We start from the raw sequence: 12,447 nt of genomic DNA, 5'->3' as shown, positions 1-12,447 counted from the left end.
TCTGAGCGCGTGTACATCCATCAGTTCTCCGGCGTGCGAAGATCAGGAAGGCCGGGCTGCCACCGCGGGACGCCGATGCCGCGAAATCGCCGACTCCGCCAGCTTGTGGTCGCGCCGCACGACCGCCTCCGCGAAGTCGAGGTGCGTGCGCAACCGCTCCTGCGTGGTCGGCGCCGTGACGCCCTCGAGCCGCGCCGCGATGATGTAATCGACCAGATTCGTATACAGACTGCGCAAAAGCTCGTTCGGCGACACCTGCGCGATCCGCGCGTGCAGCGCCCAGATCGCGGTCGGCGCCTCCGCGGAATCCCAGGCCGCCTTCAACGTCTCGGCACACGCTGAGATATCAGCGATGTCCTCGTCGCTCGCGTTCTCGACCGCGTCGTGCAGCACCGAACCGTCGAGCGAGTCCAGGACGCGCAGGCAGTTCTCCACCGTCGCCTTGCCCTCGCGCAACTGCAGCAGCTGATCGCTCAGATGCGTGAACGGCGAACGCGTCGCAACGAAGATCCCGCCGCCCGGCCCAGGCTTCGCGTCGACGATGCCGCGAGCGCGCAGCAGCTGGATCGCCTCGCTCAGCGTCGCCGGCGCAACCCCGAAGCGCGCCATCAACTCCTGACGGCGGCCGACGAAGTGCCCGGCGCTCCAGCCCTCCGAGACGATCTCGTCCTCGAGCGCGCGAGCGACCTGGACAGCAGCAGCGGTGTTCGTGATCTGCGGCAAGGGTCCTCCGAAGTTCTCGGTCCGGTGACGTCGCCGACGCGGGTCACGCGTAGTGACAGATTAGAGGCGCACCGGAACCTGGAACACCCGGCATCGTCTATATTGATTGTAGACATTAGACGCTGGCGTCACCAGCGCGGCACGCACCGTTGCCTCTAAGGAGCCTCATGCCGGTTTCCGCCTCGATCCTCGCCGCTTCCGCCGCCCTCCAGTCCGACCTGATCGAACTCCGCCGCACCCTGCACGCCCACCCCGAAGCCGGGTTCGCCCTCCCCCGCACCCAGCGAGCGGTCCTGACGGCGATGGCCCCGCTCGACCTGGAAGTAACGCCCGGCCCGCACGATTTCACGTCAATCGTCGCAGTACTGCGCGGCACGCGGCCCGGACCGTCGATCCTATTGCGCGCGGACATGGACGCGCTGCGCGTTTCGGAGGAGACCGGACTGCCGTTCTCCTCGCAGACTCCCGGATTGATGCACGCCTGCGGACACGACCTGCACACCGCCGCGCTCGTCGGCGCGGCAAAGCTCCTGAGCGCCCGCCGAGACGAGATCGCCGGCTCGGTGGTCTTCATGTTCGAACCAGGCGAGGAAGCAGGCGGCGGCGCACAACGGCTGATCGAGGAGGGCGTGCTTTCAGACGTCGAAGCTGCTTACGGCATTCACGTCCTGCCCGGCCAGTCTGGCGTATTCACGACCCGCCCCGGCTCGGTCATGGCCGGGGCCAGCAGCCTGACCGTGCGCGTCCTCGGCCGAAGCGGACACGGTTCGCGTCCCCATCAGGCAGTGGACCCGGTTCCGGCCGCGGCGCAGATCATTTCGGCCCTGCACACCTATGTCACCCGGCGGTTTCCAGTGTTCGACCCGGTTGTGCTGTCGGTGACCAAAATGCAGGCGAGCGAGATCATCAACGCCATCCCCGACGAGGCGACCCTCGGCGCAACGATCCGCGCGCTTTCCGCGGAGAGCGTGGATATTCTGGCCCGTGAGCTTCCCTCGCTGGCAGACGGGATCGCGTCGGCGTTCGGCTGCCGTGCGGAGACGGAGTTCCGGTCGGTCTACCCCGTAACCACGAACGACCCGAAGGCAGCGGCACATGCGTTGACCGTTCTCGGTGATCTGTTCGGCACGGAACGGGCTGTCCCGCTGGAGCACCCGGTGATGGCTTCGGAGAGCTTTTCCGCAGTATTGAACGAAGTCCCTGGCGCGTTTATTTTCCTGGGCACCACACCGGACGGGATCGACCCAGATGCGGCGGAGATGAATCACTCCCCACGCGCGGTCTTCGACGACAGCGTGCTCGGCGACCAGGCCGCAGCGTTGGCCGCCCTAGCCCTCAGTCACGTCGCCGTACGTGAGGGGAACCCTCAGGGAATCTGATTCCCTCAGGGTTCCCCTCAGACCCTCGACGGTCCCTGAAGGGCTCCTTCACGGAATCAGATTCCCTCAAGGAGCCCTTCACAGCCCACCCCACCCACCAACTCGCTCGCCACTGCCGCGATGCGCCCCAACGCCACTTTGGGTGCGTCCCGCGCACCCAAAGTGGCGTTCGGTGCGTCAGATGCACCCAATGCGGCGTTCGGTGCGTCAGATGCACCCAATGCCACATTGGGGCGCTAGCCCCGGCCACCACCCAAACCGCACCGGTGCACCCAAGGTTCGAGGCACCCAGCCCCTCCCCCGCACCCCGATATGAAGCGTCCCTGCGGTCTGGGGGTGCTTGTCAAGGCATCTTTCCCGCCTTGACAAGCACCCCCAGACCGTCAGCACACTCACGCTTCGGGGTGCCCCACGCAACCAACGGGCGATGTCGCCGCCAGGCGACGAGCAGCTCAGTGCTTCTCGTGAATCAACGGCCAAGGCGAAGGAAACACATCCACCGGCACCTTCACCACCGCAGGCCGCCGAGCCGCAATAGCCGCAGAAACATGCTTCTCCACCGCAGCAGCATCCTCAGCAAGCGCGAAATCCAACCCAAATGCCCGAGTAAGCAGCTCGAAATCGGGATTGGTCAAATCCGACCCAATGAACCGACCACCATAAGTATCCCGCTGAATCCGCCACACATTCCCAAACCGCGAGTCCTCGAACAGCACAGTCACCAGGGGAATCCCATACTTCTTAGCCGTAGCGAACTCCTGCATAGACCAGCCAATCCCCCCGTCACCGGTAACCGCGACCACAGGACGCCCACCCGACCCCACCGCAGCCCCAAGCGCAGTAGGCATCGCATACCCCAACGTCCCCTGATACCCAGGCCACACGTAGGAACGCGGAGCCTGCACAGGAAACCCGTACGTAGACACATACCCAATCTGCGTCAACTCATTGACGTAAATCCCATCCTCAGGCAACGCAGCACGGATCGCGTCCACGAACTCCATCTGCGGCCCAGCCTGCTTCCGAATCCGGACTTCGCAATCCTCCCGAAGCCGAACCAACTCAGTCCCCCACGTAGCCCGCGGCGAGAGCCGCTCAACCAACGCCGCCAACACCGCCACAGCATCAGCATTAACCGCAAGATCCGGCCGCCGAGGCGGACGAAGGTCAGCCGCATCGATATTGACCAACGCGAGCCGAGCATCCCCGACATTCAACTGCTGCCCAAACGGCGTCAGGAACCGACTCCCGAACGACACCACCAAATCCGCCGTAGACCGCAACTCCCATAAAGCAAAAGCAGGCAGAGCATGCGGATCCCGGGCATCAATCGCCCCGCGCCCGTTCTCGCTCATCACCACCGGCGCGTCCAGCAACTCGGCAAGCCGAGCCAACAGCTTGAACGCCCGCGGATCCCGCATCCCGCCACCAGCATGGATCACCGGCCGCGAGGAAGCCGCCAGCAACCGCGCGAGCTCAACAACATCCCGCTCCGGCGCCTCCGGCTCCCGAACCCCAAACGGCTCCCCCGGCTTGAGATCCGCAACCGCGTGCAACAAATCCGGCCCCAGCTCAAGCGCAACCGGACGCGGACGCCCAGTCCGCATCTGCCGGAAGCCCTCATGCACGAGATCAGGAATCTCCTCAACCCGCTTCGGCCGAGCAGACCACTTAGTCAGCCCCTGAACCGTGTCAGTTTGCCGAGGAATCTCGTGCAGCGCCCCGAGCCCGCCGCCGACGAGCGGCGAAGGAATCGTCCCCGCCAGCAACATCACCTGCGATGAACAGGCATACGCCGTTGCCATCCCAGCTCCGGCGTTCAGCACACCAGGCCCCGGCACCACCATCGCCACCCCAGGACGGCCGGAAGCCCGGTAATAGCCGTCCGCCATGTAACTGGTCGCCTGCTCGTGCCGCGGGACGACCAGCTCCAGCTCGTCGCGCTTGCGGTACATGCCGTCAGTGAGCCCGTCCAGCTGGACTCCGGGAATGCCGAAGACCGTGTCGACGCCCTCGCTGATGAGCGCCCTGGCGAGCGCGTCACCGCCTGTCATCTGTGCCATGCGGATCCCTCTCGTCAAATGTCTATAATGAATATAGATCAAATCTCCGGCAGCTGGCAACGGAAGAGGCGAGCATGACTCTCGAAGGACAGGTGCAGGCCTACGCGGACCGGCTCGGCCGGCCGGTCATCGTGTTCGACGTCGACTTCACGGTCATCGCGTTCAGCGTGCACGACCAGGACGTCGACCATGCCCGACTGGCGATCATCCTGTCCCACAAAGGATCTTCGCGCGCCCGAGAGTCCATCCGGGACTACCGGGTCGGCCAAGCGCAGGACCCGGTCCGGATTCCGCCGCTCGACGGCGGGCAGTCCCGGCTGGTCGCGCCCGTCCGGCACGAAGGACGGCTCGTCGGCTACCTGTCCTCGACGATCCCCGAGGACGACGACTCCGCCTACGCGGACGACGACGAGTTGCGCGACCGCCGCGCGCAGATCGGCTTGCTGCTGGCCGCCATGGCACTGGGCAACCGGGAGGACGAGGACCGCGCACGACGGTTGCTCACCGCGTTGCTCGAAGGGAACGACGACCAGCGCGTCCGAGCCGCCGACGAACTGCTCGCGAGCGGCCTGCTCTCCCCCGTCCCGCACTACACGGTCATCTCGATCGCGACCCCGCCGCGGGCCGAGCCCAGCTCAGCGACCCTTCGGCTCGTGCTGGACCGGGCGTTGTCGAGCATTCCGGTCTTCCCGACGCTTAAGGCCGTCGGCGCGGTGCTCGGCAGCGAAGCGATCTTGCTGGTGCCGTACGAGATCGACACCGAGCGACTGTCCGCCCTCCTTGCCCAGCCTGCCTTTTCCGGCCTGCACGCCGGAGTCGGCGGAGCACACGCGCCGCTGTCCGACGTGCACCGATCGCTGCGGGAAGCCCGGATCGCCTTGCGCGGCGGCGACACCGGCTGCGTGGCCCACTGGTCGGAACTGGGATTGGACCGGCTACTGCTGCAACTCCCCCTTGATGACCTTGCTCCCGCAGATCTCCCCGATGCCGTACGACGGTTGCTCGACGCGCAGTCCGGACCGGATCTCGCACAGACCCTGGAGACCTACCTCGACTGCGGTTGCGATGCCCAACGCACCGCGCTCACCCTGCACGTCCACCGCAGCACCCTCTACTACCGGCTGGATCGCGTGCGAGCGGTCGCCGACGTCGACCTCGCCGACGGCAAAGTGCGCCGGGAGCTCCATACCGGCCTGCGGATCGCGACGCTCGCCGGTCTTCGCTAGCCCCACCGCTCGCAATTGACTATATTCAATGTGAACTTTTACGGAAGGGTCCCGCATGAACGCACTGCTGACCACCGTCTCGGTCGCCGACGACCGCGGGCGGCCGATCCTCGACGCCGCGACCCGGGAAGTCGTCGGCCACGCACCCGTGCACACGGTCGACCAGCTGAACGCCGCGATCGCGGCTGCCGCAACGGCTCAGCCCGCCTGGGCCGCGCTGGGGCACGCTGAACGTTCGCGAATCCTTCACGTCATCGCCGACGACATCGACGCGCACGCCGAAGAACTCGGCGAGATCATCACTGCCGAGCAAGGCAAAGCCGGCGGCGCTGGCGAGGCCCACGGTGCCGCGCACTGGCTCCGGTCCGCCGCGGACACTGTGCTCGAACCGCAGAAGCTGCCCGATGGAGCGGAGCAACACTATGTCCCGCTTGGCGTCGTAGCCTCGATCGGCCCGTGGAACTTCCCGGTGATGATCGCGGTATGGCACGTCGCGCCGGCATTGCGCATGGGAAATACAGTGGTGCTCAAGCCTTCCGAGAACACTCCGCTCAGCGTCCTCGCCCTTGCGGAGATCTTCCGCCGCCACCTTCCGGCGGACGTGCTGACCGCGGTCTCCGGGGATCGCGAAGTCGGTGCTGCGCTGGCCGCGCACCCGCGGATCGCCAAGATCGTGTTCACCGGCTCGACCGCGACCGGACGCCGGATCGTCGAAAGCTCGGCGGGCAACCTCGCGCGGCTCACCCTGGAGCTGGGCGGAAACGACGCCGCGATCGTGCTTCCCGGCACGGACGTGGAGGCCGTCGCGGACAAGCTGTTCTGGGCGGCTTTCATGAACACGGGCCAGGTGTGCGCCGCGCTCAAACGGCTTTACGTGCACGAGTCGATCTATGACGACGTCGTCTCCGCGCTGGCCGAACGCGCCGAGAAGGCACCGATGGGGCCAGGACAGGACAAGGCGAACCGGCTCGGGCCGGTGCAGAATCCCGCGCAGTTCGAGATCGTTTCCCGGCTGGTGGAAGAGGCGCGAGCGCGCGGGGCCCGGATCGTCACCGGCGGACTGCCTGCGCCGGAGCTGGGGCCGCTGTTCTACCGTCCGACGATCATCGCGGACGTCGAGGACGGCGCCGCGGTGGTCGACGAGGAGCAGTTCGGACCGGTGCTGCCGGTGATCCGGTACTCCGATGTGGACGATGCGGTGCGTCGGGCGAACGGCACTGACCAGGGCCTGGGTGCTTCGGTCTGGGGCACGGACGCGGACGAGGTCGACGCGGTGGCGCAGCGGATGGAGGCGGGCACCGTGTGGATCAACCAGCACGGTGGCGTCGATCCGGCGATTCCCTTTGGCGGGACCAAGTCCTCGGGGTACGGGCTGGAGTTCGGCGTGGAAGGTCTGAAGGCCATGGCGGCCAGCAAAATCATCCGCCGATAGAACCAGTGAAGGCCTCCTCGAGGGATTTCCCCGAGGAGGCCTTCACCGTGGGCCGGAGGGTCAAGCGCCGCGAAGCTTGTCCCACAACTCGGCCGCGACCGCCCGGTCAGGCGGAGCACCTCGCCACACCACCGTCTGGTCCTGACGCACCAGCGTGATCGGGCAAAGATATTCATCCGGCAGCTCGTCGGCTTCGACGACAGCGAAGGGGATACCTCGGTCTGCCGCTTCAACGGTCAGCGCTGAGATATCAACTCCGCAGGCTGCAATCGCCGTGTAGCCAGCGGAAAAATGGTCGTACAGCGATGATCCGTCCGCCAGCGTGAAGTGCGGTGCACGGCAACCGGGCACAGTGGACGGTGTGTAGCTGCCCATCGTGTAGCCGGGGGCTTCGTCGCCGTCGTAGGCGATGATCGGTGAATCGTGGTACGCGTAGCCGTAGTTCAAACCAGCGGCAGCGAACTGCGGCTCGTTCAACTCCCGCACCGCCGCACCGAAAGCCGCACGTGCGGCTTCACCGGCTGCGGTGTCGTCTTCGAGGGCGGCGGGAAGCCCTGGCCGGGCAAGCTTCCGCTGGTGGTTCATCGCGAAGTGCGACACCTGTTCGGTGATCGGCCGTCGTTCGGCTTCGTAGGCGTCCAGGATCCCTTCCTCGGCCCAGCCGCCGAGGTGCGCGCCGAGCAGCCAGGTCAGGTTGAGCACGTCCGCGATGCCCGCGTTCATCCCGAATCCGGCGAACGGCACCCACAAATGCGACGCGTCTCCAGCGAGGAACACCCGCCGGTCGCGGAACCGGTCGGCGAGCAGACGGCGCGCGATCCAGTCCTCTTTGGACACGACGTCGTATTCGAACGTCTCGTCCACGCCCAGAATCGCGCGAATCGCCGCGTCCCGGTCGACGACCTCCTCCGCTGAGGAAAGGTAGGTGTGCACAAGGAAGGTTTCGCTGCCGTCGATCGCGTACACGTGGCCGACGCGGCGAGCATTGAACGTGTGATAGCCCCACGCCCGCGGTTCGTCGGCGGACATCAGCGAGTACAGCTTCGGCGCGCGGATGCAGGTGGACTGCACGTGCTGAAGCACCGGATCACCGCTGAGCTTGGCACCGATCTGCTTGCGCACCGTCGAACGGCCGCCGTCCGCGCCGATGAAGAACCGCGCGCGCAGAGTCCGTTCGCCGGATCCGTCGGACACTACTGCCGAGACCGACGACGCGTCCTGCTCGACCGAATGGAATCGCGTGCGGTTGAGCAGCGTCACGCCGGGAGCGGCGGCGGCATTCCGGGCGAGGATCGGTTCCAGGAACGTCTGGTTGATCCGATGTGGCGGTTCCGGCGTCGCCCAGCTCGTGTCGGGGCCGACGCGCGAAGTGTACCGCTCGCCGCTTGCCGGGATCGGGATGCGCGACAATTCCCGTCCGGTCAGCGAGGTCCGGAACGCGACGTCCTGCGGATAATCGCGTGGCAGACCGGCCGCCCGCACCTCGGCCGCGATGCCGAGCCGACGAAAGCTCTCCATGGTGCGCGAGGCGACGTGATTGCATTTGACGTTCGGCGGTTCGAGAAACTCCCGTTCCTCGACAACGATCACCGACACGCCACGGCTGCTCAGGTCGAGTGCGGCGACAAGGCCGACCGGACCGGCCCCGACGATGAGGACGTCTGCGTCCATCGTTTCTCCGTTCAGCACGGCATTCCTTGCGCCACGACGCCAAGGTGCTCGGTCATCAACCGGCGGGCAGCATCCTCGTCACGGTCCTCAATGGCCTGAAGGATGCGACGGTGCGCATCGACAGCCCGAGAAGCCCGTTCAGCGTTGGTGTGCACGGCATACACGCTTTCCCGCGGCCGGTTGAGCGCGCCGACCGACGCGGCGATCGCCGGATTTCCGCTGAGCAACCCAAGCCGGGCGTGGAATTCCAGCGACAACGGGTTGTACCGGCTGGCGTCGTGGACGTGTTTCTCCGATTCTTCGACCAACGCCCGCAGTTGCGCGACCTGGTCGTCCGCAGCGGCACGAGCAGCGAGAGCAGCGGCGGCGGGTTCGACCGCGTGCTGCGCTTCCAGGAGCTGGTCCGTTCGCATACCGTGCAAATGCAGCTGGATGGAAAGCGAATCGGCGATCCGGCCGATGTCCGCCTCCGCTTCTTCCGCCGTGTTGAGTTCACGGTATTCGCCGGACCAGTACAGCAACGGCTGCCCCGTCCCGCCACCTGCGGAAACAACTTCGCCGACGAGGATGATGTGGTCGCCGCCGCCGAGCATCGTGTGCACGGTGCAGTCGAACCAGCTCAGCGCGCCGGTGACCACCGGTGCGCCGGTAGCCTCGGTGTGCGTCTCGACCTCGTCGAACCGCTCTTTGCTCCGGCCGCGCCCACGGCGAGCGAAGCACGCGGAAACGTCCTGCTGATGGCGACCGAGCACGTTGATCGCGAAGACCCCGCTCGCCCGGATCTCTTCGAGGATCGGGCTGTGCGAATTGATCGACACCGTCACCAAAAGCGGGTTCAGCGAAAGGGAAACGAACGAGGTCGCGGTGATTCCGTAAAGGTGGCCGTCGAGTGCGGTAGTCACCACTGTGACGCCGGAAGCGAATCGTCCGGCGGCCTGGCGGAAGCTGTCGATCCGTTGCTGGTCGGAGGTCATCGTGGTCACCTCGCTCCGTCCGGGACGCCGAGATGGCGGAAGTCGTAAACGTCCAAAGTGGTCTCACCGGAGCGAAGACGGTCCATATAGGACTCTTCCTTCTCCGCGCGGGCCCGCGACGCAGCCAAAACCCGGTCATACTCGTCCGCCGGGAGCACGACGATCCCGTCCCGGTCGGCCACCACGATGTCACCGCGCCGAACCACCCTGCCGCGCAAGGTGATCGGGCGACCCACTGTTCCCGGCCAGTTCTTGATCGTGCCGCGGATCGAGATCGCGGTGCTGAACGCCGGGAACCCGAGCGACGCGAGCTGCTGGGTGTCGCGGACGCCGCCGTCAATGACCAGGCCGCAGATGCCGCGTGCCTGCGCCGCGACCGCCATCACCTCGCCCCAATACCCGAACGGCGCGCCACCGGCGTCGACCACGAGCACGTCACCGGGGCCAGCGGCCTCGATTCCGTGGTGCAGCGCGAGATTGTCGCCAATCTGCGCGGAAACCGGCACCGCACGGCCGACGATCTGCGCGCCGTCCCAGGCTGGCCGGAACGCGGCGTCCAGGAAGCAATCGAGACCGGACGCCTCGTACAGCGTGGCCGTGCCGAGCGTCAGCAGTTCCTTGGTGTCTTCGGCCAGCGTGCTCATGCGTCCGCCCGCTGCAGATCGTGGTAGCCGTACTTCGCACGCGCCTCGGCGATCGTCGCGCCGCCGAGGGCAGCGGCGAGGATCGCTTCCTCACGCGCCTGGATCATCTCGGCGACCTCCAGCACGTCGTCCTCGCAGTCACGCGGGATCGCGACGACGCCGTCCGAATCGCCCAGCAGGATGTCCCCGTGGCGGACTGTCACGCCACCGATGGTCACGGGTCCGCGTTCCTCGGCTACCTCGACCCGGTCCTTGCCGGTGCGCATGAAGCGACCGCGGCTGTAGATCGGGTAGCCGATGGACAGCGCGCGGTGCGTGTCGCGGCAGACACCTTCAATGACCGTGCCTGAGATACCACGTTGGTGCGCTACCGCGGTCAGGATGTCGCCCCAGACCGTGCAGTCGAGGCGGCCGTCGTTGTCGAGCACGATCACCTGGCCCGGCTCGACCTGGTCGATGAAATCGCCGACTGTGCCGGCCGGGACCTGCGCGCTGACATACCGCACGGTGAACGCGCGGCCGACCATGCGCTGTCCGTCCGCCAGCGGGGCGAGCCCGAGCAGGCTGCCGGGACGCTTGAGCTTGTCGAGGGCGTCGGAAACCGTCGCGGTGCCGAGCCTGGCGAACCGGTCAAGGAGAGACATCAGCGCTGCTCCACGGTGACTGAGGGGAATTGGGAATCGTGCATGACTTCTTGCACGTCACGGCCGGACCGCACGGCCTCCGCCATCCGGGCTTCGCGCTCGGCGATCCGCTGCGCGAGCTCGATGACGCGTTCGGCGTCTGCTGCGGCGACGAAGACGACTCCGTTGACGTCCGCGAGCACAAAGTCTTGCGGAGCAACTGAGATACCAGCGATCTGGATGCGCTCGTCCATCGCGGCCTGCACGATGCGGCCCCGCGCACTGACCGGAACGGCCGTGCGAGCGAACACCGGGAGCTTCAGCGCCTCGCTCTCCTGGACGTCGCGGCAGGCACCGTCCACGATCACGCCGGCCACGCCGCGCCGGACCGCGGCCTCGGCGAGCAGACCGCCCCAGCAGGAGACGTCCGTGCGACCATGGTTGTCGATCACCACGACGTCGTCCGGCTCAGTGATCGCGACCAGCGGGGTGGCGATATGCGTCGCCGGTCCGACGGTCGCTTTGGGCGCGGCGGTGACCGTGCGCACGCGACCGGCCAGGACGGTACCCGCAGGCCACATCGGCTTCAGCGCCGTGACCGCGCCGGGCAGGCCCAGCGTGTCGAGCGCGTCGGAAACCGCGCAGCTGTCGAGGCCGCGCAGTGCGGTGATGATCTCTTCGGGAGACATGGTCACTTCCGTTCCCAGGTAAGGAAACCCATCGCGTTGCCGGTGCCAGCCTCGGTGCGATAGCAGGGCTCGTAGTCCACGCTCGTCACCGCTAGACCGGCTTCGTCAGCGATTCCGGCGACCGCGATCCAGTTCCGCAGCTCCGACGCACCGGACCGCATCTCGGCGGCCGGGACGTTCGAGAGGTAGTCGGCATCGTGGTCCCGCAGGGCCTGGATGAACTCCTGGTCCAGCTTTTCGTCGATCACGAAGTGGCTGAGCCCGCCCGAAGCGACCACGCCGACGCGCAGGTCGCCGGGGAACGACCGGATCGCCCGGCCGACCGCGCGCCCGAATTCGTAGCAGCGCTTGGCTCCCGGCGGATTCGGCTCCCAGAAAGTATTGATGAAGATCGGCACCATCGGCAACGTCGACTCTTGGCCGAGGAACCGCTGGTAGATGAACCCGAAGCCGTGCGGAATCGTGTGGTTCTCGTACCGGCCAGCGGGAATCACTTCGGTCGCACCGGTGTCGAAGTCATCAGCCTGCGTCGACTGGATGATGTGCTTGCCCAGCGCGCGGTGGGTCGGCCGCATGATCGTGCGGTCCGGGACGTCGCCGGTCGCGGCCTCGGCCAAACCCGGGGCCATCGCGTCGAGCTGCGCCTGGGTGAACGGCACGTGCGCGACCTCGTCGCCCCAGAACACCGAGAACGGAGCGAGCCATTCGTCGCCGTAGGTTTCCTTGTGGTCGCTGGAAACGATGACGAGGACGTCGATGTCCTGGGCGCGAATGAAGTCCGCGAGCCGGTCCATCGACCGCTGACAACGTTCCCAGCGACGCGCCATCACCTCAGGAGTGATCTCCGCGGAGAAGTCTTCCCGCAGCTCGCGCAGTTCCTCGTAGCTGTACGTCTCGCCGCGGAACTTCAGTCCCTTGCTCGCGCGGTCCGCTGTACCCCTGGTATCCCAGGCCTGGGGCGGTGGCGCCTTCAGTTGCGGTCCGTGCGAGGTGCCGAACCCGGCGACGATCTCGGTCATGACC

At 66.7% G+C, this 12,447-nt stretch carries 11 protein-coding genes; 3 read left to right on the top strand and 8 right to left on the bottom strand.

The features are described 5' to 3' along the window. Positions 1 to 42: 42 nt before the first annotated feature. Positions 43 to 723: a FadR/GntR family transcriptional regulator gene (locus AB5I40_RS38290; RefSeq protein WP_370935038.1), complete on the bottom strand. Its 681-nt coding sequence runs from the start codon at positions 721 to 723 to the stop codon at positions 43 to 45. A gap of 167 nt (positions 724 to 890) precedes the next feature. Here AB5I40_RS38290 and AB5I40_RS38285 point away from each other — a divergent pair, with 167 nt between their 5' ends. Beyond that, positions 891 to 2,102 (top strand): M20 family metallopeptidase, encoded by a 1,212-nt coding sequence (locus tag AB5I40_RS38285; RefSeq protein WP_370935037.1) that lies wholly within the window; start codon positions 891 to 893, stop codon positions 2,100 to 2,102. Positions 2,103 to 2,554: 452 nt separating this feature from the next. Here AB5I40_RS38285 and AB5I40_RS38280 read toward each other — a convergent pair whose 3' ends face one another. Further along, the gene (locus tag AB5I40_RS38280) at positions 2,555 to 4,165 is read right to left on the bottom strand and encodes a thiamine pyrophosphate-binding protein (protein WP_370935036.1); all 1,611 of its coding nucleotides are present in this window, start codon (positions 4,163 to 4,165) and stop codon (positions 2,555 to 2,557) included. Between the two features lie 74 nt (positions 4,166 to 4,239). Here AB5I40_RS38280 and AB5I40_RS38275 point away from each other — a divergent pair, with 74 nt between their 5' ends. Both AB5I40_RS38275 and AB5I40_RS38270 read left to right on the top strand, forming a co-directional pair. Continuing rightward, positions 4,240 to 5,391: a PucR family transcriptional regulator gene (locus AB5I40_RS38275; protein ID WP_370935035.1), complete on the top strand. Its 1,152-nt coding sequence runs from the start codon at positions 4,240 to 4,242 to the stop codon at positions 5,389 to 5,391. A 55-nt stretch (positions 5,392 to 5,446) separates the two neighbouring features. Then, positions 5,447 to 6,823: an aldehyde dehydrogenase family protein gene (locus AB5I40_RS38270; RefSeq protein WP_370935034.1), complete on the top strand. Its 1,377-nt coding sequence runs from the start codon at positions 5,447 to 5,449 to the stop codon at positions 6,821 to 6,823. Between the two features lie 60 nt (positions 6,824 to 6,883). On the opposite strand, the gene AB5I40_RS38265 is transcribed toward AB5I40_RS38270, so the two are convergent. The 6 genes from AB5I40_RS38265 to AB5I40_RS38240 are packed head-to-tail and all read right to left on the bottom strand — an operon-like array spanning position 6,884 to position 12,443. After that, on the bottom strand, positions 6,884 to 8,494 hold the full coding sequence (locus AB5I40_RS38265) for an FAD-dependent monooxygenase (protein ID WP_370935033.1): 1,611 nt from the start codon (positions 8,492 to 8,494) through the stop codon (positions 6,884 to 6,886). Positions 8,495 to 8,505: 11 nt separating this feature from the next. Continuing rightward, positions 8,506 to 9,468, bottom strand: a complete 963-nt coding sequence (locus AB5I40_RS38260; protein WP_370935032.1) for a flavin reductase — start codon at positions 9,466 to 9,468, stop codon at positions 8,506 to 8,508. Between the two features lie 5 nt (positions 9,469 to 9,473). After that, positions 9,474 to 10,112 carry a 4-carboxy-4-hydroxy-2-oxoadipate aldolase/oxaloacetate decarboxylase gene (locus AB5I40_RS38255; protein ID WP_370935031.1) on the bottom strand — a complete coding sequence of 213 codons (639 nt, stop codon included), beginning with the start codon at positions 10,110 to 10,112 and terminating at the stop codon, positions 9,474 to 9,476. Next, a complete protein-coding gene (locus AB5I40_RS38250) occupies positions 10,109 to 10,756 on the bottom strand; it encodes an RraA family protein (RefSeq protein WP_370935030.1) in 648 nt (215 codons plus the stop codon). The genes AB5I40_RS38255 and AB5I40_RS38250 overlap by 4 nt, the downstream gene beginning before the upstream one ends. After that, positions 10,756 to 11,424: an RraA family protein gene (locus tag AB5I40_RS38245; protein WP_370935029.1), complete on the bottom strand. Its 669-nt coding sequence runs from the start codon at positions 11,422 to 11,424 to the stop codon at positions 10,756 to 10,758. Before AB5I40_RS38245 ends, AB5I40_RS38250 begins: the two co-directional genes overlap by 1 nt. A 2-nt stretch (positions 11,425 to 11,426) precedes the next feature. Then, a complete protein-coding gene (locus AB5I40_RS38240; protein ID WP_370935028.1) occupies positions 11,427 to 12,443 on the bottom strand; it encodes a hypothetical protein in 1,017 nt (338 codons plus the stop codon). Positions 12,444 to 12,447 lie beyond the last annotated feature (4 nt).

Source organism: Amycolatopsis sp. cg13 (assembly GCF_041346965.1).
Taxonomy (GTDB): Bacteria; Actinomycetota; Actinomycetes; order Mycobacteriales; family Pseudonocardiaceae; genus Amycolatopsis.
The sequence above is the reverse complement of the archived record's forward strand: the minus strand, read 5'-3'. Positions and strand labels throughout refer to the sequence as shown.

Bases quoted from the DNA above. Each gene is read 5' to 3' on its own strand.
- AB5I40_RS38285 (WP_370935037.1), top strand. From the start codon at position 891: ATGCCGGTTTCCGCCTCGATCCTCGCCGCTTCCGCCGCCCTCCAGTCC.
- AB5I40_RS38280 (WP_370935036.1), bottom strand. From the start codon at position 4,165: ATGGCACAGATGACAGGCGGTGACGCGCTCGCCAGGGCGCTCATCAGC.
- AB5I40_RS38275 (WP_370935035.1), top strand. From the start codon at position 4,240: ATGACTCTCGAAGGACAGGTGCAGGCCTACGCGGACCGGCTCGGCCGG.
- AB5I40_RS38270 (WP_370935034.1), top strand. From the start codon at position 5,447: ATGAACGCACTGCTGACCACCGTCTCGGTCGCCGACGACCGCGGGCGG.
- AB5I40_RS38265 (WP_370935033.1), bottom strand. From the start codon at position 8,494: ATGGACGCAGACGTCCTCATCGTCGGGGCCGGTCCGGTCGGCCTTGTC.
- AB5I40_RS38260 (WP_370935032.1), bottom strand. From the start codon at position 9,468: ATGACCTCCGACCAGCAACGGATCGACAGCTTCCGCCAGGCCGCCGGA.
- AB5I40_RS38255 (WP_370935031.1), bottom strand. From the start codon at position 10,112: ATGAGCACGCTGGCCGAAGACACCAAGGAACTGCTGACGCTCGGCACG.
- AB5I40_RS38250 (WP_370935030.1), bottom strand. From the start codon at position 10,756: ATGTCTCTCCTTGACCGGTTCGCCAGGCTCGGCACCGCGACGGTTTCC.
- AB5I40_RS38245 (WP_370935029.1), bottom strand. From the start codon at position 11,424: ATGTCTCCCGAAGAGATCATCACCGCACTGCGCGGCCTCGACAGCTGC.
- AB5I40_RS38240 (WP_370935028.1), bottom strand. From the start codon at position 12,443: ATGACCGAGATCGTCGCCGGGTTCGGCACCTCGCACGGACCGCAACTG.